At 30.6% G+C, this 25,178-nt stretch carries 24 protein-coding genes, 1 tRNA gene, 1 other RNA gene and 1 riboswitch; of the genes, 2 read left to right on the plus strand and 24 right to left on the minus strand.

Annotated features, from left to right (window positions below; genetic code table 11):
- Positions 1-30: 30 nt before the first annotated feature.
- From CLLI_RS12325 to recQ, 18 genes are all read right to left on the minus strand, one after another.
- Complete coding sequence (locus tag CLLI_RS12325) at positions 31-888, minus strand: M50 family metallopeptidase (protein ID WP_106064505.1); 858 nt, start codon at positions 886-888, stop codon at positions 31-33.
- Positions 889-904: 16 nt separating this feature from the next.
- Positions 905-1,672: a M23 family metallopeptidase gene (locus tag CLLI_RS12330; RefSeq protein ID WP_106064506.1), complete on the minus strand. Its 768-nt coding sequence runs from the start codon at positions 1,670-1,672 to the stop codon at positions 905-907.
- Positions 1,673-1,953: 281 nt separating this feature from the next.
- Positions 1,954-2,328, minus strand: coding sequence for a methylglyoxal synthase (mgsA, locus tag CLLI_RS12335; RefSeq protein WP_106064507.1), 375 nt, complete (start codon positions 2,326-2,328; stop codon positions 1,954-1,956).
- Between the two features lie 12 nt (positions 2,329-2,340).
- Positions 2,341-3,462, minus strand: coding sequence for a rod shape-determining protein RodA (gene rodA, locus CLLI_RS12340; protein WP_106064508.1), 1,122 nt, complete (start codon positions 3,460-3,462; stop codon positions 2,341-2,343).
- 95 nt (positions 3,463-3,557) lie between these two features.
- Positions 3,558-3,827, minus strand: a complete 270-nt coding sequence (gene minE, locus CLLI_RS12345) for a cell division topological specificity factor MinE (RefSeq protein WP_106064509.1) — start codon at positions 3,825-3,827, stop codon at positions 3,558-3,560.
- Between the two features lie 11 nt (positions 3,828-3,838).
- Positions 3,839-4,639: a septum site-determining protein MinD gene (gene minD / locus CLLI_RS12350; RefSeq protein WP_106064510.1), complete on the minus strand. Its 801-nt coding sequence runs from the start codon at positions 4,637-4,639 to the stop codon at positions 3,839-3,841.
- A 14-nt stretch (positions 4,640-4,653) separates the two neighbouring features.
- Positions 4,654-5,286, minus strand: coding sequence for a septum site-determining protein MinC (gene minC / locus CLLI_RS12355; protein ID WP_106064511.1), 633 nt, complete (start codon positions 5,284-5,286; stop codon positions 4,654-4,656).
- Between the two features lie 126 nt (positions 5,287-5,412).
- Entirely contained in the window at positions 5,413-8,256 is a 2,844-nt protein-coding gene (locus CLLI_RS12360) for a penicillin-binding transpeptidase domain-containing protein (RefSeq protein WP_106064512.1), read from the minus strand.
- 14 nt (positions 8,257-8,270) lie between these two features.
- Positions 8,271-8,762: a rod shape-determining protein MreD gene (gene mreD / locus CLLI_RS12365; protein ID WP_106064513.1), complete on the minus strand. Its 492-nt coding sequence runs from the start codon at positions 8,760-8,762 to the stop codon at positions 8,271-8,273.
- An 11-nt stretch (positions 8,763-8,773) separates the two neighbouring features.
- On the minus strand, positions 8,774-9,643 hold the full coding sequence (mreC, locus tag CLLI_RS12370; RefSeq protein WP_106064514.1) for a rod shape-determining protein MreC: 870 nt from the start codon (positions 9,641-9,643) through the stop codon (positions 8,774-8,776).
- Between the two features lie 2 nt (positions 9,644-9,645).
- Positions 9,646-10,662 carry a rod shape-determining protein gene (locus CLLI_RS12375; RefSeq protein WP_106064515.1) on the minus strand — a complete coding sequence of 339 codons (1,017 nt, stop codon included), beginning with the start codon at positions 10,660-10,662 and terminating at the stop codon, positions 9,646-9,648.
- 21 nt (positions 10,663-10,683) lie between these two features.
- Positions 10,684-11,370 (minus strand): RadC family protein, encoded by a 687-nt coding sequence (gene radC / locus CLLI_RS12380; RefSeq protein ID WP_106064516.1) that lies wholly within the window; start codon positions 11,368-11,370, stop codon positions 10,684-10,686.
- A 15-nt stretch (positions 11,371-11,385) separates the two neighbouring features.
- On the minus strand, positions 11,386-11,964 hold the full coding sequence (locus tag CLLI_RS12385) for a Maf-like protein (protein ID WP_106064517.1): 579 nt from the start codon (positions 11,962-11,964) through the stop codon (positions 11,386-11,388).
- 272 nt (positions 11,965-12,236) lie between these two features.
- Positions 12,237-12,980 carry a hypothetical protein gene (locus tag CLLI_RS12390; protein ID WP_106064518.1) on the minus strand — a complete coding sequence of 248 codons (744 nt, stop codon included), beginning with the start codon at positions 12,978-12,980 and terminating at the stop codon, positions 12,237-12,239.
- A 99-nt stretch (positions 12,981-13,079) separates the two neighbouring features.
- The gene (locus CLLI_RS12395; RefSeq protein ID WP_106064519.1) at positions 13,080-13,688 is read right to left on the minus strand and encodes a C40 family peptidase; all 609 of its coding nucleotides are present in this window, start codon (positions 13,686-13,688) and stop codon (positions 13,080-13,082) included.
- Between the two features lies 1 nt (position 13,689).
- Positions 13,690-13,838: riboswitch (cyclic di-AMP (ydaO/yuaA leader) on the minus strand.
- 124 nt (positions 13,839-13,962) lie between these two features.
- Positions 13,963-14,604, minus strand: coding sequence for a lactate utilization protein (locus CLLI_RS12400; protein ID WP_106064520.1), 642 nt, complete (start codon positions 14,602-14,604; stop codon positions 13,963-13,965).
- Entirely contained in the window at positions 14,604-15,128 is a 525-nt protein-coding gene (locus CLLI_RS12405) for a GNAT family N-acetyltransferase (RefSeq protein ID WP_106064521.1), read from the minus strand. Before CLLI_RS12405 ends, CLLI_RS12400 begins: the two co-directional genes overlap by 1 nt.
- A gap of 161 nt (positions 15,129-15,289) precedes the next feature.
- Positions 15,290-17,446 (minus strand): DNA helicase RecQ, encoded by a 2,157-nt coding sequence (gene recQ / locus CLLI_RS12410; protein ID WP_106064522.1) that lies wholly within the window; start codon positions 17,444-17,446, stop codon positions 15,290-15,292.
- A gap of 221 nt (positions 17,447-17,667) precedes the next feature.
- Between recQ and hutG the strand changes: the two genes are divergently transcribed.
- Positions 17,668-18,681, plus strand: a complete 1,014-nt coding sequence (hutG, locus tag CLLI_RS12415; protein ID WP_106064523.1) for a formimidoylglutamase — start codon at positions 17,668-17,670, stop codon at positions 18,679-18,681.
- Positions 18,682-18,770: 89 nt separating this feature from the next.
- Here the strand turns inward: hutG and ssrS are convergent.
- The 6 genes from ssrS to aroC form a co-directional block, all read right to left on the minus strand.
- Positions 18,771-18,963: non-coding RNA, 6S RNA (ssrS, locus tag CLLI_RS12420), on the minus strand.
- Between the two features lie 12 nt (positions 18,964-18,975).
- A tRNA-Leu gene (locus CLLI_RS12425) sits at positions 18,976-19,057 on the minus strand.
- Between the two features lie 42 nt (positions 19,058-19,099).
- On the minus strand, positions 19,100-19,648 hold the full coding sequence (locus CLLI_RS12430) for a lytic transglycosylase domain-containing protein (protein WP_207655110.1): 549 nt from the start codon (positions 19,646-19,648) through the stop codon (positions 19,100-19,102).
- Positions 19,649-19,664: 16 nt separating this feature from the next.
- Positions 19,665-20,354, minus strand: coding sequence for a dephospho-CoA kinase (coaE, locus tag CLLI_RS12435; protein WP_106064525.1), 690 nt, complete (start codon positions 20,352-20,354; stop codon positions 19,665-19,667).
- Positions 20,323-22,962, minus strand: a complete 2,640-nt coding sequence (gene polA, locus CLLI_RS12440; protein ID WP_106064526.1) for a DNA polymerase I — start codon at positions 22,960-22,962, stop codon at positions 20,323-20,325. The genes coaE and polA overlap by 32 nt, the downstream gene beginning before the upstream one ends.
- Before the next feature lie 23 nt (positions 22,963-22,985).
- Positions 22,986-24,131 (minus strand): chorismate synthase, encoded by a 1,146-nt coding sequence (gene aroC, locus CLLI_RS12445; RefSeq protein ID WP_106064527.1) that lies wholly within the window; start codon positions 24,129-24,131, stop codon positions 22,986-22,988.
- A 293-nt stretch (positions 24,132-24,424) separates the two neighbouring features.
- On the opposite strand from aroC, the gene CLLI_RS12450 reads away from it, so the two are divergent.
- A complete protein-coding gene (locus CLLI_RS12450) occupies positions 24,425-25,090 on the plus strand; it encodes a hypothetical protein (RefSeq protein WP_207655111.1) in 666 nt (221 codons plus the stop codon).
- Positions 25,091-25,178: the final 88 nt, after the last annotated feature.

Here is a 25,178-nt window from a genome sequence, read left to right on the forward strand (position 1 = left end):
TAACATATAAATTAGTAAATTGAAAATTATTTATATGTGATTTTCATCTTCAGCTTTCATTAATTCTTCTAAGGTTATATTTCCATAAAGTTTTAAAGCTTCTATTATTTCCTCTTCATAAATTATATCCATAACTTTCATTTCATCATCTAATATAAAAAAAATATTATACTTGTTTTTTTCTACAATGCTTAAAACACTAATTAAATCCTTTTTATAGAAAACAGAAATGCTTTTATTTTCTATATATCCTCTTTTTTTAAACTTATATTTCTTTTTTATAATATCTCCCATGATTAAATATACTATCCTTTTCCTTTCTTTTAATGAAGATACTATTATAAATACAGATATAATACCTAAATTTATACTTGTTACCCCTGCAAAAAATAAAAAAAGATAATAAAAAATTAATAAGCTTCCTATGCCTATACTAATATAAACCGTTATTTTATTAGCAATTTTATATATACACCTGAAGTTTATTAAATCTCTTAATATCCTCCCCCCATCTAAAGGATATGCAGGAATTAGATTGAAGATTCCTATAACAAAATTGCATTGAAATAATAAATAATATAAATCAATAGGGTACTTCATATGAAATTTATAAAAAATAGCTGCCAGTAATAGATTTACAATTGGTGCAGACAAAGAAATCATTAAATCTTCCATAGGTGTTGCTTCATCAATATCCTTAAGTATTAAAACTGTACCTATAGGCAATATCTCTATATCAAACCCTGTAAATCCCAAATGCCTAGCAGCTAAATAATGTATTAATTCATGAAAAAAAACTATTATAAAAGATATTAACAGCTTCCCTTTAAATCCGATGAACATCAATACTAATATGTATGGAATGAAATATCTGTTTAATTTAATCAATTTGCCCTTCCCCGTCCTATTTAATTGCTATATAATTTTCCGGATCCTTACTTTCTCCCATATAAAGAAGCTCAAAATGAAGATGAGGTGCTGTAGATTTCCCTGAATTACCACTCTTACCTAGAGTATCTCCTTTTTTAACCCCTTTTCCCTTTTCTACTAAAATGGAATTAAGATGCCCATACTTTGTTTCTATTCCTTCTCCATGATCTATTACAATGTATTTTCCAAGAGTTTTATCTTCTCCACTATCCTTAATCTTTCCATCAAAAGATGCCTTTACATCTGTGTTTTCACTTACATTTATATCTATACCTTCATGAAACTTTTTACTCTTATCTATAGGATCTACTCTGTATCCATAACTGGAAGTAATTTTTCCTTCTACAGGCAGCTGAAACTGATTTTCTATCTTCTCTTTTATGGTCTTTCCTCCAGTAATCTTTGCTTTTGCCTTTTCAATAAAATCTGTAGCTTCTTCCTCTATAGTTTTTATATTAAAAGATTTAATTTTTGTATATATTTGTTTATAATCATAACTTTCATTTACAACCTTTTTAGAATAATTATAAACAGCTTGAGTTTGCGGAGTAACCACCAATTTACATACAATTACCATAAAAAATAACACTGCAGCTCCTATCAAATCCCTTATTATTCTTTTCCCAATATAGCCAGCTGCTGGACTATAGGATCTTTTACTAAAATAATTTGATTCATTTCTATCTTTTCTTTTCTTTAAATTTCTATAATACTCTTCATATTGAGAATTATAGCTTCCCATTTTATTTCCCCTTTCTTAATTAATAAGGTCTCAAGTTTTTTCTATGGTTGCTCACTACTTATATATATTTAATAATATTTTTAAATATTACCTAGGATAGTATAAAAAACATAGATCACTTTTTGAAATAATAAATAAAAAATAAAAAAGAATAAATAAGGAGTATTTTCTTCCGCCGTGCTGCAGAAAATCTTTAATTAAAAGTTTTTCGCAGTGTAACGAAGAAAAATCGTCCAAATTTATTCTCTATTACCTATTACCTATTACCTATTACCTATTACCTAAAAATTATGTGCCTTTAATGCTTTAATAAACACTTCTGCTGAGCCTAAATTTGTAGCAAGAGGTATACAATGAACGTCGCAAAGTCTTAAAAGTGCAGTAACATCCGGTTCATGAGGTTGTGCAGTTAATGGATCTCTTAAGAAAATTATAAAATCCATATTGCCTTCTGCAACCTTTGCTCCAATCTGCTGGTCTCCGCCTAAAGGTCCTGAAAGAAATCTGTGAACATGAAGGCCAGTATTTTCTGAAATAAGTCTTCCAGTTGTGCCTGTAGCATAGAGTTCATGTTCCTCAAACACCTCTCTATATCTCTTTACAAAATCAATCATGTCTTCTTTTTTCTTATCATGTGCTATCAATGCTATTCTCATATGATGCTCCCCCTAAAAATTAATTTTTTTCCTTCTCATCCCTATATTTAAAACCAGTGCAATACCCATAATACTTGTTATAAAAGAACTTCCTCCATAACTCATTAATGGTAATGTAATGCCTGTTATTGGAGTAACTCCAATAGTCATACCAACATTCTGTAATATGGAAAATAAGAATGTAGAAACTACTCCAATAGAAATCATGGAGCCAAAAATATCCTTAGAAGTTCTAGCTATATTTATAAATTTATAAATTAAAATTCCATATAGAGTTAATAAAAATGTTTCACCTAAAAGTCCCCACTCTTCACCTACAACAGAAAATATAAAATCCGTATGGGATTCAGGAATAAATCCTCCAGCTACCTGAGTTCCTTTTAAGAATCCCTTTCCTAAAATTCCTCCTGAACCAATGCCTATTTGGGATTGAACAAGCTGAAGTCCAGACCCTAGCTCGTCTGCTCCTGGGTTTAAAAAAGAAAGCAGTCTTACTTTCCAATATTCAGGCATTAGAGGGGAGTTCCATATTATAGCAATCAATGCTATTATCCCTGCAAATCCCCACCCTATTACTTTTAGATTCAATCCTGCTGCAAAAAAAATTCCTAAGACTATAAAGAAACATACCATAGTCATTCCCATATCCGGTTGTATTACAATTAAAATCATAGGAATAGCTGCATACATGACCAAAGTAAAAAAATTCTTGGGATTATTAATATTCCCTTCCATATCATCTAACTTTTTAGCAAGCATTATAATCATACCTAATTTGGCAAATTCAGAGGGCTGTCCTATAGTTACAGAACCTATTTTCATCCAAGAACCAGCACCATTAACAGTGGACTTAAAAATAGTATCATTTAAAAGTAGCAATATAACTCCAAACCAATAAATAATATTAGCATATCCCTGTAATAAAGAATAGTCGAAAACAAGCATAAAATACATTATAACAATTCCAAGTAAAATCCATATTAATTGTGATCTAAAAACGCTGGCCCCTGATTTCATATGAGTAGCACTATAAATATTTAAAGCACCAAATAATCCTATAATTAAAACTATTATTATGGCACTAAAATCCAATTCTCTAAGTAACTTTTTACTAATCTTTAGTTTATCAAGCATGGTTTAAATCCCTCCAATACAAGTATGATTATAACAGTGTAATTCGAAAAAAGCTATGTATAATTTATACATAGCTTTTAAATTTTATATGAACTTTATCTTCTTTTTTTCATCCTTTTTATTGGAATACTAGCTATTAGGGCAGGGGAATTGCCCTCCATTTCATCAGTATTAGTTATTTTTACTTCCAATTCTTCTCTATCTATTTCTGCATATTTAGAAATTACGCCCATTATTTCTTCTTTTATATTTTGAAGAAGTTCTGGTGATAAATCCGCTCTATCATGAATTAAAATTAGCTTCAATCTTTCTTTGGCTACTTCCTTAGAGGCAGGTTTTTGACCAAATAAACTAAAAAAATCCATCTGTATCCCTCCTACTTAATGCCAAAAAGCTTTTTTAAAGAATATAAAAACCCATTTTCACTGTTACTATCAAAATTTAAGAATGGCACCTGCTCTCCCATAATTCTTCTTGCTACATTTCTAAAAGCCTGACCTGATAAAGCCTTATCATTTAAAACAATTGGTTCCCCTTTATTTGTTGATATGGTTATATTTCTATCATCTGGAATAATCCCAATAAGTTTTACCGCTAAACTATCCAATATATCATTTACGTCTAACATATCACCACTTTTTACCATGTCACTATTTATTCTATTTACAATTAATTGATGATCTTCTAAACCCTTTGCTTCTAGTTTTCCTATAACTCTATCAGCATCCCTTACTGAAGTTACCTCAGGATTGACAACAATTAAAGCTCTATCAGCACCAGCTATTGCATTTTCAAAGCCCTGTTCTATTCCTGCGGGACAATCTAATATTACATAATCAAATTCCCCCTTCAATTCATTTACCAAGCTTAACATCTGCTCTTTAGTAATATCTGTTTTATCTCTAGTTTGAGCTGTTGGTAATAAAAATAAGTTTGGTAATCTTTTATCTTTTATAAGAGCTTGTTTTAATTTACAATTTTCTTCTAATACATCCATTAAGGTGAAAACTATTCTATTTTCAAGTCCCATAAGGACATCTAGATTTCTGAGGCCTGTATCTCCATCTACAACTACAACTTTCTTTCCCATAGATGCTAATGCCGTTCCTATATTCGCGGTTGTTGTAGTTTTTCCAACCCCCCCTTTACCAGATGTTATTACTATTGCTTCTCCCATATATATTCCCTCCATTAAATAAATTTGTTAGGTAAATAAGGTTCTACTACTATGGTATTTCCCTTTATTCTTGCTACCTCAGGATACTGAGGTTTAACGCTATCCTCAGGTGATCTAGTAGCTATATCTCCAATTTGTAGTATTTCAGGTTGTAGGTAAAAAGCCGCTACTATAGCCTTTTGATTTCCTCCTACCCCAGCATGTACATATCCTCTTAAAGCCCCAATGACTATTATATTTCCTCCTGCATATATTTCAGAGCCAGAATTAACATCTCCTACTATCACAAGATTTCCTGAGTAATTAATTACCTGTCCACTTCTTACGGTTCTTCTTATAAACTTGGTTCTGCCCTCATATATTCCCGAGAAAATCTTATTGTTATTTTCTTCAGAGTTCTCGAAGATACAATCCTTAATTAAAAATTCATCAAAAAGTACATCTTTCAGCCTTCTTAAATCCTTTTCATTTATGTACTTGAGTTCGGTAGTTATTTTAAGAGTACAGCCTTTATAGAAAATCTTTCCCTTAGATAACCTTTCAATTAAAGAATCGAGCATTTCGTCAAAATCTTTAAATTTATTCATATTTATAACTGCATTAAGTCCTTCTTTATTACCTTTTATGATTATAGTTTCATCTAACATACATTAAACCTCCAAAAGTCGGCATATGTTTATATTTCAACAAATATCCTCTAATTCCTTCTGCAAATTAATAGTTTTTTTAATAAGGGCATATACCTTATGTACATGCCCTTATAATTATTTATCCTAATTATATTGGAAATGATAATTCATATTTTTTAGTTCATCCTTAAAATATGCCTCATACATAGCTTCAGCTACCGGAATTAAATATCCTCCATGACCTCCATCAAAAACAAATACACATACAGCTATCTGTGGATCATCATATGGGGCAAAACCTACAAAAACTGCTGAAGAGGTTCTTCCTATTTTATCCTGAATTTTTTCATTAAATGTAGCTGAACCTGTCTTACCTGCATTTTTAATAGGAAACTGACTAAGACTGGAAGCTGTACCATCTTCATAGGATGTAACCGCCAACATTCCCTCTTTTACTGCCTTTAAAGTCTCAGGTTTCATATTTACCTTCTCTATTACTTCTGGTTTAACATCTTGAATTACATTGTTATTTGAATCTAAAAATTGATCTACAAGATGAACCTTATATCTAGTTCCTCCATTAGCAATAGTAGCAATATAATTTGCTAACTGTAATGGTGTAAACTGATCAGAACCCTGACCAATAGCCGCATTATAAACATTACCAGGTCTAGTGGCTTCTTCTTCTACAGCATTTACTGCTTCAAAAATCTTATTCATAGCTGTAGAAATATCTCCATCAGAAAAATTCTTATCTTGTATGGAAGGATCTTTTTGTATTAATTCTTTCAATAATCCTTTAACGGTATCGGAAAAATTATTTACATTATTAAATTTCATTTGCTGTTTTATTGTATCCTGTATTTTTCCTTTTAAGTCACTTATTTCTTTACTATCTTTAGTTTGTATTTGTATATCGATGCCACTATATCCACCGCCATCTTTATTCTTTCTAATCTTTTTTAACTCATCATAAAGTAACCACATATGTGGATTAGCTGCATTATTCTTTGCTGATTGCACATTAAATACCTGGCCAAAGTTTTCTGGTATTTCGATTCCTGTTGATGGAGTAGCCTTTCCTTTAGGGTCTACACCTAAACCAAATTTCCATGCATAGTTAGCCAAAGTATCTAAACCATTTTGATATAATCTATCACCAACTTCAAAGAAATAATAGTTATTTGAGCAGGCAAGAGCATCTATAACAGTTAGCGCTCCTTTACTAGAAGTATTCCAACTGTGTCCGTTATACCCATGTTTAGTATATACTAAGTTATCATATATTGTTTCCTCTGGAGTTATTACACCTTCTTCTAATCCTGCAACAGCTGTTAAAGGCTTAAAAGTTGAACCCGGTGGTGTTAAAGCTGAAGTAGCATAATTGAAGAAAGGCTTAGGATATATATCGTATTGATCTTTTCTTTCAACTTTTCCAGATTTATTATCGCTATTATTAATAGGTGGAAATAAATCATCCACTGTAACCTGTAAACTTCTATTAGCAATATAATTCTTGGCAAACTTTTCTAAGTCAGGATTAAAAAACTGATTATACATATCTGTAGTAAGCTTTCCTGGAGTTGAAAATATATTAGGATCAAATCCTGGTCTGCTTGCAAGAGCCAGTACTCCTCCTGTTTTAACATCAATAGCTACTGCTGCACCTCTTGTAGCATTAGCGGTATTTGCACCATCAGAACTTACACTAGGATTATTTTGTAAATCTTGCATAACCTTATCTAAGGTTTTCTCTGCAGCATTTTGCACATCCTTATCAATAGTTAACTTAAGAGTTTGTCCTGGATAAGGTTCTCTTCTGCCCAACTCTTCTATAACCCTTCCCTGTTTATTTAATTTTACAATTCTTCCACCATTGGAGCCTTTAAGTCTATCTTCATAAACAGATTCAAGTCCTGCAGTACCAATATAGTCAGAACTTACATCATATCCCTTTTCCTTATACTTTTCTGGATTATTACTTATTTTAGATATATAGCCCAAGAATGATGAACCTAATTCACCATATGGATAATTTCTTAATGGCTGAGTAGTTACATCTATACCTGGAAGATCATTTAATCTTTCATAGAAAATAAATGCTGTATCCTTTTTAATATTAGCTCCAATCACTACTGGCTTATATCCTGAAAAGCTCTGCATCTTCATTGTGTCCCTTATTACCATATATTTTCTTTGAAGCTGAACATCATATTCCATTTTATCTATACCATATTCTGATATTAGATTATTAAGTATCACCTTTGCATCCTTAGAGTTACTATGTGCATATTGCTCTAATTGAGCCTTCAGATCACTACTAGGCTTTATATGAAATCTTTCTTGTATAAGCCCATAAGCTTCATCTGCATTAATTTTATATTGCTCTAAAAGGTTCTTAAAATCTTCAGCAGGAGATATATTATACTGTTTTACCAATAACTTAAAAGTCTCCTCTGGAGATATTTTCAGTAACTCTTTATCTACAGTATTGATTTGTCCTTGTGTAAGCTTACCCTTACTGTCAGGGAATAGTTTTTTTTCTATTGCTTCATTTAATCCTCTATCCCTCTTAAATCTTATTTCTTGAGCTTTTCTTGTAGCTTCATCCTGTGTTTTGAACTCAAATCTAAAAGGATTTATCTTTAATTCAAAATCGTCCTGCTGCATTTCTCCGTTTTTATCCAAAAGGTTAAATACCTTATCCATAGTTTCAAAAAAGTATTTCTTATTATCACTGGTCTCATTGTACACAAGCATATAACTTTGATAATTGTTAGCGAGAACAACACCTTTTCTATCCACTATGTTACCTCTAGGAGCAGGATCTGGAATCTCCGTTATAGCAGCCATATTGGCTCTTTCATTGTAATATTCTCCCTTTACTATCTGTAAATCTATAAGCTTATAACCTAAAACTGAATAAATTATAGCCATCAACAAGAAAAAAGCTGTATATCTGTTAAACCTTTTTTTCTTTTCTTTCATAAGTCACCATTCCTCTAAAATTTCCACTTTCTTTGCATATATTCTTTGCTGCACAGCCAATAAACAAATTTATACATTGGTATGGAAACTATCATATTATATAAAGCATTTAAAAATATAATCTTTATCCCCATGCTTATTCCTATGCAATATAGTATTACAAACACTGTGAATCCTTTAAATATACTTAAAAAAAAGCTAGATATAACGGGAATTAGTATCTTTTCTTTAAAAATATTGATACCTATAAATCCTGCTATTACGCAGCTTAGCATATTGGCAAAGGCATTTATTCCTATAATATTAGAAAAGTATAAATCTTGAAATAACCCCGAAATAACGCCAAGCCATAAACCTTCCCAGCTTTCATTTATAATAGAATAACTTATTATAAAAAGAAACAACAAACTAGGGCTATAACCTTTAATAGCTATAAAGGGAACAAAGGAGTTATCCAATATTAATAATAGTATAGTCATTGAAAATAAAGTAATTAATTTCTTCATATTACATCACCCTAGTTTTTCATATCCAATTTATTTTTAGGAACCACAACAAACACTTCTTCTAATTTATTGAAATCTACATATGGCTGAACAATTGCATTTTTCATAACTTTACCTTTGTCCTCTTCTACATCTACTACATATCCTATTTTAATACCTTTAGGATATAATCCGCCTACTCCAGTACCTGTTTCAGTGCCTATTCCAGAAGTTAATATTGAATCTCCTTTTTTTACCTTAGAATCCTCTGGAAGATAATAAAGTTTAGCAAGCTGCTTATTATTACTATCCTTATAACCCTTTATTATACCAACGCTTTCCCTAGTACTTTGAACAATACCGCTAACTGCCATATTCTCATTTGATAAAGTTTGTACAACTGACCAATTGCTTCCTACAGAGGTAATTTGTCCAACAAGACCATCATTGGTTATAACCACCATTTGTTTTTCAATACCATCATTTCTTCCTTTATTAATTACAAACTCATCTAAAAAAGTTCCTCCGCTTTTCCCAATTATATCACAGCCAATATAGTTATATTGTGAATTTTGATTTTTAAAATTAAACATTTTCCTTAATCTTTCATTTTCAGCTTTTAACACATCATAGTCAGCTGCTTTACTTTGTAATTCATTATTTTCTTTTTTTAATTCTTCATTGTCTTTCTTCACCTGAGAAAAGCTTGAAAAAAACTCTACAAACCCCTTAACCTTGCTATTCATATTATAAAAAATCCCTTGGACAGAATTTATTGTTACACCTACGCCATTTTCCACAACAGATACTTTATCTCTTTTATAACTATAACCAATTAATGTTAAAAATGTAACTGACAGTACAATTATTGTTACTGCCAGTTTATTCTTCAAGAAGTTCATATTTATCTTTTCTTATTATTCAATAAAGTATCTAAAGTATCTAACGCTTTTCCGGCTCCAAGGGCAACGCAATCCATAGATGATTCCGCTATATGAACGGGCATATGTGTTTCTTCATTTATAAGTAAATCTAATCCTTTTAACATTGCTCCTCCACCAGCAAGCATTATTCCTTTGTCAATAATATCTGATGCAAGTTCTGGTGGTGTTTTTTCTAATGTACTTTTTATTGCCTCTACAATAGAGGATACAGGCTCTCTTAAAGCTTCCCTAACTTCGCTTTCTGTAATATTTATTACCTTTGGTAATCCAGTTATTAAATCTCTTCCTCTTATTTCCATTGATTCTTCTGCTTCTCCAATATCATAAGCAGATCCCAATTGAATTTTCACAGTTTCAGAAGTTCTTTCACCTATCATCAAATTATATTGCTTCTTTATGTAACTAATTATAGACTGATCAAGTTCATCTCCTGCAATTCTTAAAGACTTACTTGTAACTATTCCTCCTAAAGATATTATAGCTACTTCAGTTGTTCCTCCACCTATGTCTACTATCATGCTGCCTGTTGGTTCATTAACAGGTAATCCTGCCCCAATTGCTGCTGCCATTGGTTCTTCCATTAAAAGAACTTCTCTTGCTCCAGCCTGCTTTGTTGCTTCATCTATGGCCCTTTTTTCAACTTCTGTAACCCCTGATGGAAAACATACTACTATTCTTGGGCTAGTAAAAGCACTTTTGGGGCTCACCTTTTCTATAAATCTTTTAAGCATAGATTGAGTAACATCAAAGTCTGCAATAACTCCATCTTTTAAAGGTCTTATAGCTACTATATTTCCAGGAGTTCTTCCTATCATCTGTTTTGCTTCGTCCCCTACGGCTAATACTCTTTTAGTATCACTATTTATAGCTACAACTGAAGGTTCTCTTAAAAGCACACCTTTTCCCTTTACATATATTAGCGTATTTGCTGTTCCTAAGTCTATTCCCATATCTCTAGATATTCCAAATAATCCCATTAAATATTTCTCCTTTCGCTGTTACAATATACCTTTTTCTTTTAAGCTTATATAAACTCCATCTCCAATAATTATGTGATCTAATAATTCTATACCAATTAGTTTGCTGCATTCTTTAAGTCTATTAGTTATGCTAATATCTTCATTGCTTGGCAAAGGATCACCTGATGGATGATTATGGCATATAATTATAGATGAGCTACTATTTTTTATAGCTTCACAATAAATTTCCCTGGGATGAGCTATAGAAGAATTTAAACTTCCTATAAATACATCCTTTACTTTTATAACAAAATTTTTAGTATTAAGCATTATAACCTTAAGAAATTCTTGCTTTAAACATCTCATATCTTCCATAACTAAAAAAGCTGCATCGCTAGGTTTAGTTATTTTAAAATTTTCTCCTGATTTAAAAGATTTAAATCTTTTGGATAGCTCAGCTAACGCTAACAACTGAGATGCTTTTGCATTTCCTATTCCTTTAATTTTCATCAATTGTTCTGAAGAGGAATTTAAAATACCATTTAATCCTCCACATTGGTCAATTAATTTTCCACAAAGATTAAGTATATTTTCTTTATTACTACCAGTTCTTAAAATTATAGCTAATAATTCTACATTGGAGAGATTTTCAGCACCGTATCTTAAAAGTCTCTCTCTGGGTCTTTCATTTTCAGGTAAATCAATAATTCTAAACCCTTTTTCCATTGATTCAAACTCCTTTTAAAGATTTACCCCCATATCCCTTAAAAGAAAATATAGCCTATTTAAAGGAAGTCCTATAATATTATAATAGCATCCATGAATTTTTTCAACAAAAATACCTCCATAGCCTTGTATGCCATAGGCACCGGCTTTATCCATAGGTTCCCCTGTTTCTATATAGCTTGTTATAACTTCATCAGGTATGGTTGAAAATTTTACTTCTGTGCAAACATAGTCTGTAATTAACTCTTTAGTTAATGTGTTATAAACTGCTAAACCAGAATATACTTGATGAATCTTTCCACTTAATAATTTAAGCATGTTAAAGGCTTCTTCCTTATCTGCTGGTTTCCCTAGAACTTTATCCTCCAAAAAAACTATAGTGTCAGACCCTATTATTATAGATTCATCTTTATTTAGCTTTGAAGCTACACTTAAAGCTTTTCCCTTAGCCAGATCCATTACATAGGAGCCACAATTACCATTAAATTTTACTTTAGTTTCATCAAAGTCGCTTACTATTATTTGAAAGTCGTTTACAATCCTTTTAAGCAGCTCCCTGCGTCTTTCAGAAGCAGATGCTAGAATAACATTCATTTTCTCACTTCCTATGTCAGTTATTTTGTATTATTGCCATAATTATACAAAATATAGTGCTATTTCTATATTCATATAAACATAAATGTTTATAATCCTATATCTTTTATAGTTTATCATTTAATAAAATGTTAAACAAGTATATATAATGTATTGTTAATAATTTTTTTATAAATAAGTTTATTTTAATAAGAATAAAATAAAAAATTAGGGAATCATACCGATAAATCCCTAATTTTTCTGTAAAAACATGATTTTTTTATATATTTTCCCTACACTAATCTTCTTAATAGATTATATAGAAATATATAATTTTCAGAAGCCTTATCTCTTGTGACTTTATCTGGAAGTTTATTTATTCTGTCCTTTAATTCATTCAATAATTTAATATTTTTATTATTTATTTGCACCTCTTCAAGCGAAGCACACCAGCTTTTAAGTTCTTTAGTTTCTATGGCTTTAACATTCTTTTCAGATAGTTTACCAAGTACCTGTATATAGGCATTGATTATTTCAACAATTTCTAAATCACATACATCTTCACATTTAATTGTAAAAACCATTTTTGAATTTTCTATTTTCTTATCATTTAATCTCTTTATTATATTTGCACTGTCTTCCTCTCCATAAATACCTAAAAGAACTCTTTTCCCATTGCCTTCCGGTATTATAAATGGGGCACCAAAATCCTCTAGCTTCTTAATACTTTCCTTAAGATATGCATCATTTTGATATATTCCCTCTTGGATAGCTACGTATTTTATTGTTTTCCCTTTTGAGGGTATTATTACCTTATTGTTTTTCATATTCTCGGGTTTTGGCTGGCTTTTTTCCACATATGGTGTTTCTTTTATATTAGGAGAAGTTTTTGTTAATGCATCTTTCATAAAAATCTTAGAAAATAAGCTTCCTAATATTAGTGATATGATTAATATTAATATTACTATAATAAAAAACAAGAAACTATCCTTCTTTTTTCTTTTTAAATCATATCTGGTATATTTAATTTTTATCACCCCCGCTAATAAAATTTTACTCTTACTTTAATAATATTTTATGCCGGTACTATTTATGATAAATAAAAAAATACCCAACTTAAAAAGTTGGGATAGAATCTATTTTAATATTCTTCTGGCTCCAGCATATCTGGAACTATAATAATCTGCTGAAAGTTCACTTACTGTTATTTTTCCACTTCCTGATGAAGCATGGATAAATTGTCCTCCACCTGAATAAATGCCTACATGGGATACATCTCCATAAGTATTAAAGAAAACTAAATCTCCTGGCTGAAGATTGTTCTTTGATACAGATTGTCCAGCCTCAAACTGTGAACCAGTATAATGATCTAAATTTATACTAAAAGCACCATAGATGTATGCAGTAAATCCTGAGCAATCAAACGAGGACGGACCTGATGCTCCCCAAACATAAGGTTTTCCCATAAACTTATAGGCATAGGATACTACATCGCTTCTTCCACTACTTCCTCTACTTACTGATGTCTTTGAGCCACTTTTAGGGCTTTCTGAATCAGCACTCTTTTTAGGAGTTACTATTACCTTATCTGTTTTTACGCTGGCAGAGCGTACTGCTGTTGCCTTGCTATTGGAATTATTAATTATAGCATCGGCTTTTACATGATTTACTTTGTTTGATCCAAAGATTAAAATAGAAAACATAAATAGAGCAAACAACATGATTTTTTGTTTTGAAAATTTCATTTTTCCCCACCTTTCTTGCTTCCGAAGTTAGCTGACGGGTTCGGGATAAGGCTTCCCTACTTAACATGGCATATGACTATGTTAAGATTAACCCCAAGTATTGGTTCCTCCGTACCTAAGTATTATCTTAGGATTCAGCCTTCTTTTATTATAGAATATGGTTCATAAATAAGTCAAGAATATTTGGTAAATTTTTTAAAATCAGCATTATTTTATGAAACCTCTTGATTTATTCTACGTATTATTTTAGTTAGAGACTAATTATTAGAACCTACTAATATCCTAGTTCCTTTCCAACAATAATAACCTTAATTCTTCCCTTTATCCTCTGCTTTTTCATAACAACATAGTCACAGCAAATTCTATCTTCACTATTGCAATCCATACAATAACCTAGTTTAACACAAGGAGTATTTTTATTTAGCCTTTTGGCATTGGTAGGTGAAGCAATTCTTTTCAACCTTTCTTCAGCTTCCTTTAAATCTTTCACAATTTTATTTACACCAGCAATAATAATAACCTGCTCTGGCCCAAATATCATGGAAGCTACCCTATTTCCAGTACCATCTACATTAAATAATTCCCCTTGCTCTGTTAAAGCATTGGTGCTTGATATGTATGTGTCAGCAAAAAAAGTTTCCCTGAATATTTTCTTACTATCCTGCGGAGTTAAATTGCTTTCATATCTATCTAAAAAATTATATTTCCCACTTCTTAAAAGATCAATAACTCCTGTTTCAAACAAAGTCATTGATCCACCTACAGAGATGGTGGAATTTTCGCTGATTAGCTGTTTTATTTTTTCTATTAGTTCACTTTCATTTTCAACATAAAATCCTTCCATGTTGTTCTTTTTTAAATTTTCAATGGTTCTTTCTACTTTTTTTTCTACATTCCATAAAAGATTTTTGTCCATTATATCACCTTACCCTTCATTTTTAATATAATCATGTCCATATCCTCTCCATTTATATTATAATAATTTTTAGAAATTCTCAATATTTCATAACCATTTCCTTTCCAAAAGTTCATTATTGAGTCACTTTTACCAACAATGGTTGCATAAAAATCCTTTATCCCATATTCATTTTTAACATATTCCATAAGTTTCTTAAGAATCCTGCTGCCAATTCCTTTACATCTTAAATTTTTTTCAATAAAGAAATACCATATCCATGCTTCATTGCTACTTTTAAACTCTAATCTTCCTTTTAATGACCCTATTAATCTATTTTCTTTATTTATTTTTAAAAAAAATTCATTTTCGCTTATATAACATTCTAAAAATCTTTCATATAACTCATCTAATTCCATAGTGCAATTCACTTCATGATCTAAATACCGATTCTGCGAATTAATTAATTCCTGTATGGATACTATATCTTCCTTTTCTAAATTTGACATTTTAATATCATCAAAGGCTACTTTTATATCTAACATATATTCACCTCACTTCTTTTTATTTTTATTCTACATATATTAATAAAAATCCTTTTATTTTTTATATTTGCAAAAACAGTTTCAAATATGTTAGATATTTTAACAGCATCATATAGTACAAGGTTAAAAAAGCACTGTCAATTGTCAACTATCTTTTAAAATTAACCTGTTAAAGAATCACCATTTGAATTTCTTCCATTCTTATACTTATACCAAACAAATTTAATAGATGTATAATCCACTTGTTCTGGCAAAGCCTCTTTTATGGGCTTTAATTTATTTCCACCAATACTTTTGATTGCATCTAATATGATTTCTTCATAATCCTTCTGAATAAAATCATCTATATTAATATCCATTCCTTCGGATAAACATTTAAATAAATGTTCTTCTACAGTTGTATTACTTAAATTTCTTTCTTTTGCAATTTCTTCAACACTTTTTCCTTCTTTATATAAATTATATGTTAATATATGGGTTTTAATTTTAGCCTCTTTATGTGAATCATCTATGTTATCCTGTTGAATTTCATCTTTGATTTCTATATTATTTTCTTGTATATACTTAGCAATTGACTCTAAAAATTTCTCTCCATAAACCTCAGCTTTTCTCTCTCCTATACCCTTAATTTGCAGCAGTGAACTTTTATCCTTAGGCATACGCTCACTAAGCTCTTTTAATGTAGAGTCATGAAAAATCATGAAGGGTGGAACCCCTTCTTCCTGGGATATTTCTTTTCTTAAGTTTTTTAAGATCTCCAATAGCGCATTGTCTGGCTTTGACACCTTTTTAACTTTTGTAATCTTCATAAATACCTTTTCTTTTCCCCTTAACACATCATAGGATTTCGACCTCAGCTTCACAACTGGGTACTTCTCATCTGTAGTTAACAAAAATTCATCTGCTATTAATTTATTTATTAGTGCTACTATATGTCTTTGAGAAAATTCCTTCATTATGCCATAAGTAGAAAGCTCATCTAATCCTGAAGTTAAAACCTTTTTATTTTTTGATCCTTTAAGCACATCCGCTATCATATTTACCCCAAATCGTTCTTTCATTCTATACACACAGGAGAATATCTTTTGAGCTTCTATAGTAATATCTTTTTCTTCCCTCTCATCCTTACAATTACTGCAATTATTACAGTTCTCCATCACATTTTTTTCACCGAAATATTCAAGTATATAGGCTCTTAAGCATTTTGATGTGTAACAATAATCAACCATTGTTCTTAATTTATTGTATTCATAGTTTTTTCTATCTGGAGGCAGATGACTTTCATCTATAAAATACTTCTGAATTCGTATATCCTGAGGTGAAAATAATAATATGCATTCACTTTCTTCTCCATCTCTTCCTGCACGTCCTGCTTCTTGGTAATATGCCTCCATGTTTTTTGGTATATTATAATGTATAACAAATCTTACATTGGATTTATCTATTCCCATACCAAAGGCGTTGGTTGCAACTATTATATCTATATTATCAAAGGAAAAATCCTCTTGAACCTTTCTTCTTTCCTCATCACTTAATCCTGCATGATATACTCCTACTTTATATCCTCTATGGCTAAGCTTATTATACAGAGATTCTGCTTCTTTTCTCGTAGAAGTATATATTATTCCTATTTTCCCTTTATTATTTTCCAAATAATCATATATAAACTTTTCTTTATCTTCTCCTTTTATAACGGTGAAACTTAAATTTTTTCTATCAAATCCTGTTATGAATATTCTTGGATTTTTTAAAGCTAAAAGGGTTATAATATCCTTTTGTACAATTTCCGTAGCTGTAGCTGTAAATGCTGCCACTACTGGTCTCTGTGGTAATTTATTTATAAAGGAAGTAATTTTTGTATAACTAGGTCTAAAATCGTGCCCCCACTGTGATACACAGTGGGCTTCATCCACTGCTACTAATGAAATATGCAGGTAAGCTAAACTGTTACAAAAATCATCAGTTTCTAATCTTTCAGGTGCAACATAAATAATTTTATATCTTCCCATTTCAGCATTATGAAACCTTTCTTTCATCTCTAAACTACTCAAAGAACTATTAATATAGGTAGCTTCTATTCCCAATTCTTTTAAGGAATCCACCTGATCCTTCATAAGAGAAATAAGTGGTGATATTACTATGGTTACCCCCTGCATTAATAAAGCAGGTATCTGATAACAAATAGATTTTCCCGCTCCAGTAGGCATGATAGCTGCAGTATCTTCTTTATTTAAAATACTTTCTATAACATCTTCTTGAGCCCCTCTAAATTCATCATATCCAAAATATTTTTTTAAAACCTCTTTGGCCTTTTCCAATACGTCTCCTCCTTTGAATTATCTAAATTTAATTCTTATGAGCAACATACTTTTATAATACATTTCGATTATACCCTATTATACAACATTTTTTCACTTTTCTTGATAAATGCCAATAATATAACTATAATTGTAATAGGGGTATTTAGATATTTCCACTTAAATATGCTCCATAACAATATATGAAAAATGGATGAAAGCTATAGACGGGAGAGGATAATATGTTTAATATGAACTACAAACCCACAGAAAAAATAGTTTGGCAAGGAAGAATTGATAGTGAAAGCAATTTTGATGCCTTCAGGTGGCACCAATGGATTGAAAATATTGATTTAAGTGATGATGATTTAATTCCATTTACAGGCAAATTAGGTTTCGCTTTTATTGGCTTTTGTTGTGATGAAGGTGTTAGACGTAATGGAGGCAGAATTGGAGCTGCTAATGGACCTATAAGCACTAGAAAAGAAATGGCTAATTTACCTTGCTGTTTCACAGAGGAAGTTAAGCTTTTTGATGCTGGAAATATATCTTGTGAAAATATTACTTTGGAAGAAAGTCAAGCCCTACTTTCAGAAGCAGTAGAAAAAATACTAAGTTTAAATCTATTTCCAATAGTATTAGGCGGCGGTCATGAAACTACTTTTGGACATTATAATGGTGTTTTAAATTATCTATCCAAAAATAATCCTAAACCAAATATAGGCATAATAAATTTTGATGCTCACTTCGATCTTAGACCTTACCCAAATGGCGGAAATTCAGGAACCATGTTTAGACAAATTGCAGATATATGTGCAGAACGGCATCTAAATTATTCATATTTCTGTATGGGAGTTCAAAAACATAGTAACACCGTTGATTTGTTTAAAACTGCAGATAAACTTGGTGCAAAATACATATTAGCAAGGGATATAACAAATGGCGATCCATGGACTGCTTTAGAGAAATTAGATCAATTCATAAAACACCAAGACCATATTTATATTACAGTTTGTTCCGATGTATTTACCTCAGCTTTTGCACCTGGAGTAAGCGCAACTCAATCCCTAGGCTTAGACCCAGAAAAGGTATTAAAGTTTATTAAATATATATTAAAATCCAATAAAGTTGTAAGCTTTGATATATCAGAAGTTTCACCAAGATTCGACCATGATAATACCACTGCAAACTTAGCTGCGGTAATAATATTTGCATTGGTTGATACTATATCAGAGATACATAACTTGTCCCTTTAATATAAGGGACTTTTTTCAGTAGCTCTTCAATGTAGAAAATAGTTCAAATATAATAAAAAGAGAGGTAATTGTACCTCTCTTAATTGCTAGTAAAATCCAAAATACCGTTGCTCTAATTTTGACACCTATCCTCCGATAGGTGGGTGCCCTCACAGATGATTCTATCGCCTTCAACGCCATATAGAGGTCTCATAAGAAAGTACATATCCACATCTAAATCTTGAACTCCCTTTTTTATAATGTAGGTTCAAAATATAGAGCCATCGAATATTTCAGAAATTATACAATTTTATCTGGTGCGAAGAAGGGGACTTGAACCCCTACGGTCTCCCACACGCCCCTCAAACGTGCGCGTCTGCCATTCCGCCACCCTCGCATTACAACTTTATTATACTATCCTATAGAATATTGTCAATATCTATTTACTGTATAGATATCTATAAATATTGTAATTTACCTTTACTCTCTTTACATATTTATCTGTTTCCTTAAAAGGAATGTAATGGAGGCTTTTCCCATCCTTAGAATGATCATTATCATTTAACCATTTCTGCACATTTCCTCGCCCTCCATTATATGCAGCTAAGACTAAATCAATATTATTATTGAATTCTTTTTTTAAGTCATTCAGGTACCAGCATCCCATCAGAATATTGTATTCTGGCTGGAAGAGTTTATCTACATCATAATCCTTTAACTCCATCTGTTCTGCAATCCAATTTCCTGTACTTGAGGTTATTTGCATAAGCCCATAAGCATTTCTATTAGATACTGCATTAACATTAAAATTACTTTCAGCTTTAATTATTGATGCTACAAGATATGGATCTAAATCATATTTTTTGGAATATGTATATATGTTTTGCGAATATTTCATAGGATATATCATTCTTAATACTTTTGGTACTCCATTATAAATTGCTGTTATTACAAGTACAAATATTATAATCTTTAATAGTTTCTTCAATTTTAATAACCACTCCCTACAAACCATTAATTAGATTAACTAATGTATCTACTTGTGCTTCTGTTTCCGTTAATGTAAGTGTGTTGTCTATTATAAAATCTGCTATTTCTTTTTTTTCATCTAGAGACATCTGTGAATTTATTCTATTCATTACTTCATCCATATTTAATTTATCTCTTCCTTTTATCCTTTTAATTTGAGTATCCATATCTACCCAAACTAAAATTGTAAAATCCATATCTTTATGAATATTTTGTTCTATTAAAGTTGGAGCATCTAAAATACAAGCTTTCTCAGCTTTTTTTTCATGTTCATGAAAGGAAATAATTATTTCCTTTTCTATATAAGGTATTATCATATCCTCATATTTTTTTCTTTTAGCTTCAGAAGAAAAAATATAACTTCCAAATTCTCTTCTTTTTAGATTTCCATTTTCATCAATAAATTCAGTTCCAAATTCCTCTGCAATATTTTTTAGAATGATTGGATATTTATCTAGCACCTGCCTAGCAATTATATCTGCATCTATTATGGGTATTCCCTTTTTGCTTAACATTCTAGATACAGTGCTTTTTCCGCTTCCAATTCCTCCTGTTAAACCTATTCTCAACGTTTTTCTATTGTATGCTTTAAAGCCTTGTTTATTTAAGCTATCTTCCTGAAGTATCCTTAAATCATTTAGCTTCATACCAATTTTCACCTTCATTTATATCAACTTCTAAAGGAACACTAAGAGGCATAACATTTTCCATGGATTCTTTTACAATAGTCTTTACCTCTTCTAATTCGTCTTTATAAACATTTAATATAAGTTCATCATGAACCTGTAGTATTAATGTACTTTTTAAGTGTCTTTTTTCAAGCTCATTATAAACTTTTACCATAGCCATTTTAATAATGTCCGCTGCACTGCCCTGTATTGGACTATTCATTGCAAGTCTTTCCCCTAATGCTTTGATCATCTTTTTAGAGTTGGCTATTTCTGGAATAAATCTTCTTCTATTTAATATTGTGGTGACATACATATCTTTTCCGGCTTTTTTCACTGTATCATCCATATATTTTTTTACATTTGGATATCTTTCAAAATAAGTGTCTATATACTCTTTAGCTTCTTTTCTTGATACTTTGATATCTTTTGCAAGACTAAAATCTCCTATACCATATACAATACCGAAGTTTACTGCTTTAGCATTACTTCTCATGGCAGGGGTAACTTCATCTATAGGAACCCTAAACACCTCTGATGCAGTTTTTGTATGAATATCATCATGATGCTTAAAGGCATTAATAAGATTTTCGTCATGTGCAATATGAGCAAGAACCCTTAATTCTATTTGTGAATAGTCCGCAGACACAATAACAGAATCCTTATCGTTTGGTACAAATACCTTTCTTATCTCCCTACCCATTTCATATTTTATAGGTATATTCTGCAAATTTGGCTCTGTACTTGAAAGCCTTCCTGTAGTAGTTACTGTTTGATTAAAACTGGAGTGAATTTTTCCGTCTTCATCAATTACATTTTTTAGTCCTTCAACATAGGTGGAATAAAGTTTTGTAAGTTGTCTGTAATAAGTGATTTTTTCAATTATAGGATGTTTTCCTTCTAGTGCTTCTAACACTTCTGCATTAGTAGAATATCCCGTTTTAGTCCTCTTAATAACTGGTAAGTCTAATTTTTCAAAAAGAATTTTACCCAACTGTTTTGGAGAATTTATATTAAATTCTTCTCCTGACAGAGAATAAATCTCCTTTTGAACCTTTTCAATTTCCTTTGCAAATTTATCTCCTATATGGGTTAACATATCCTCATCCACCTTAAATCCATGGCTTTCCATAGAAGCTAAAACTGTGGTTAGCGGTAATTCTACTTCATAAAAAAGTTGCCCCATATTTAGCACATTTATTTGATTTTCCAATTCCTTATATACTTCCTTTAATAAGGATGTTTCTCTTATTTTACCTTCATCATCATCATCGTTTATTATAATCTTTAAATATTGTTGGATTATAGTATCTAATTCATAATCCCCCCTAGAGGAATCTATTAAATAAGCAGCTATTTTTGTATCAAATTTTACTCCATTTAAGTCTACACCCATTTTATGGAGTATAGTGTGAGGTATTTTTATATCATGGCATACTTTTTCTATTTTTTCATCTTCAAATATCTTTTTTAGGCATTTTATAGTTTCTTCATGATTTTCATTTAAAATTTTCTGCAAAGAAATAATATAATTTTTTTCTTCAAAGTTAATGAATATTTTTTCTATATAACATTTAGAATATACATTTTCATTTAATATCTGAAATGTAATATATAATTTACTATTTTTATATTCGGAACTTATTACATTAAATAAAGCTTTTAAATCTAATAGACACTCTATAAAATTATATTCTATTTTAATCTCATTATTCTTTTCTTCTACTTTTTCAGAGTGAGGTAATTTATCTAACAAAGACTTAAACTGCAAATCTATAAAAATTTTTTTTACTCCCTCTTCATCATAGTTTTCATTTGATTTTATAGAATCCAAATCTATGTCTATAGGAACTTCTCTCATTATGGTTGCTAGCTTTTTACTAAAAATCGCCTGCTCACTATATTCTATTAAATTTTCTTTTATCTTTTTGCCGCTGATATTATCTATATTTTGAAGAACATTTTCTATACTTCCATATTCTTTTATAAGCTTAAAGGCAGTTTTCTCGCCTATACCAGGAACCCCTGGTATATTATCCGATGAGTCTCCCATTAACCCTTTTACATCTATAAACTGACTTGGAGTAACCCCCATTTCCTCTATCATTCTAGATTTATCATATATTTCTTTTTCTGTTATACCTTTTTTAGTAATTATAACCTTTGTGCTGTCTGAGGCTAATTGAAGAGCATCCTTATCTCCTGTAACAATGTAAACTTCTATTCCTTTCTCCTCAGCAAACCTTGAAAGGGTTCCTATTAAATCATCTGCCTCAAAGCCATCTATTTCAAATATATCAATAGCCAGTTTATGCAAAAGATCCTTTACCAATGGGAACTGTTCTGCTAATTCTTCCGGCATTCTTTTTCTTCCAGCCTTATAGTCTTTATACTCATTATGTCTAAAGGTAGGTGCACTTCTATCAAAAGTACATACTATATAATCTGGAGCTATTTCCTCCTTCATTTTTAAAAGCATGGTAGTAAAGCCATACACTGCATTAGTATGTAATCCCTCATTATTGGTAAGAAGGGGTAATGCGTAAAAAGCTCTATTCATTAAACTATTTCCGTCTAAAATCAGTAATCTTTCTTTTCTTTCCATAAATAATCTCTCCAATCAGATATCTATCTTAAATAAACTGTTCCTCTATAATAATTTATGCTTCTTTTAAGTTCAAAAAACTCATCTGCAGTAAATTTGTTCATAATTTCTCTTAAAATATAAAAAGCTACTACATTTTCTAGCACTATAGAAGCTGGTATTACAGCAGATACATCTGAACGTTCATATCTGGTGCTAGTTTCTTTCTTTTTTCTTAAATCAACAGTACCTATATCTTTCTTTATAGATGGTATAGGTTTTATATATACTTTTATTTCTATATTTTCACCATTTGATACCCCTGCCTCTATTCCACCACAATTATTTGTCTTTCTTTTAATATTTCCATTTTCATAGATAATTTCATCATTAAAGGTGCTGCCCCTTAAATTCAAATCTAAACCATTGCCAAATTCTATAGCCTTTACTCCTTGAACAGACATGATACCATAACTTAATATAGCATCTAATTTTCTATCCCATTGTGAGTAACTGCCAACCCCTATAGGAACACCTTTTATTGAAAGAAATACACTTCCTCCTATAGTTTCTCCCTGTTCTTTACAAATATCAATCTTTTTAATAAAGCCCTTTTCTACTTCTGCATTATAACATCTAACTGGGCTCTTATTTATTTTTCCATATATGGTATCATCATAGATATCCACTGCATCATCATAAAGATTTCCTAAACTATGTACTTTACTTCTTATTTCTATACCTAATTCTTTGAGTATTTCTTTGCATAGAGCACCCACTGCTGTTCTTATGGAAGTTTCCCTAGCAGAAGTTCTTTCAATAGTGTCCCTTATATCACCAGTACCATATTTAAAATATCCAACTAGATCCCCATGACCTGGTCTAGGTACAACTATTTTTTCCTCTGACTTTGGTTCCTTGCCAATTATTTCTTTCCAATTTTCGTAATCCTTATTGTATATCACCATAGTTATAGGATTCCCTGTAGTATTTTTCCCTCTTACACCTGATAAAAATTCTACTCTATCCTCTTCTAAGTTCATCCTTTCTCCTCTACCATAGCCACTTTGTCTTCTTTTCAGTTCATTATTGATAAAATCTATGTCAATATTAAAATTTGAAGGTATTCCATCTATTATAGATATCATAGCCTTTCCATGAGATTCACCTGCATCTAAAAACCTAAGCATATTTATCTCTCCCATTTGAAATAATAATTTATATATACTATTTTACATATTATTTTACTATAAATCAGCTTTTTATTAAAATTAATGATTTTTTATAATTACAAATTCTATTTTCTCCTTTTATAGACTATTATAAGCCATTATAAGCCGTTATAAGCCTTCAAAATCATTTTTTATATTACTTTTTTTTACTTTCTTTTTTAATCACATTGTTTTACCCCACTTTGCAATTTGATTATTGTGCATTTTTTCACTAAATTATAAATATTAAATAAATCTTTGGAGGCACGACTATGAATAAACTTCAATATGAAAATACAAATAATATACCTGTTTTTAAATGTAATCTTTGTGGTCATTGTTCAGGAATCCTAGAAGCCACATCCTATACAAATATAAAGAATAGAGGCTGTTGCTGGTATTTCCCTAAATATAACTTAGTGGATATAAAAAATATTATAACCATAGGAAAAAAGAATTTTATATATGTTTTATTAAATATGAAAAATACTGTTATTAACAAATATAATATTGAGGTGAAAGGAACCTTTGATGAAGAAAAGTATTTAGAATTTATAAAGGGAAATCCTAATAGCATAGAAGATAATTTTGATCCTAAATTATTTTTTAAAGTATGTGCTTTTTCTAGACCAGATGGATGTCATCTAGATTTTAGTTTAAGACCACATCCCTGCAACCTATATCTGTGCAGAACGGTTGTAAGTTGTTGTGGGGAAGTGTATAAAAATTATTCTCGTGAAAGAAAGGATTATTATGCCTACTGTAATTATTTTGATGAGAGCATTAGGCAAATTCTAACGGAGAAAAAGGTTAATCTACAATCAGATCCTTTTAAAGCTATAGAAATAATAGAGGACTTCCAAATGCCACCTTTTGGCGGAGGGAACTTCGAAAGCATTGAATTTTTCCCACATAATTATGGTAAAAAAGTAGGTTAGTGATAATCACTAATCTACTTTTTCTATAGTATTTCTATATTGACAGGTTCAATCAATACTATAGAAATTTATCTTGACTTATATTGGT

The organism is Clostridium liquoris (genome assembly GCF_002995785.1).
GTDB classification, from domain to species: domain Bacteria; phylum Bacillota; class Clostridia; order Clostridiales; family Clostridiaceae; genus Clostridium_AO; species Clostridium_AO liquoris.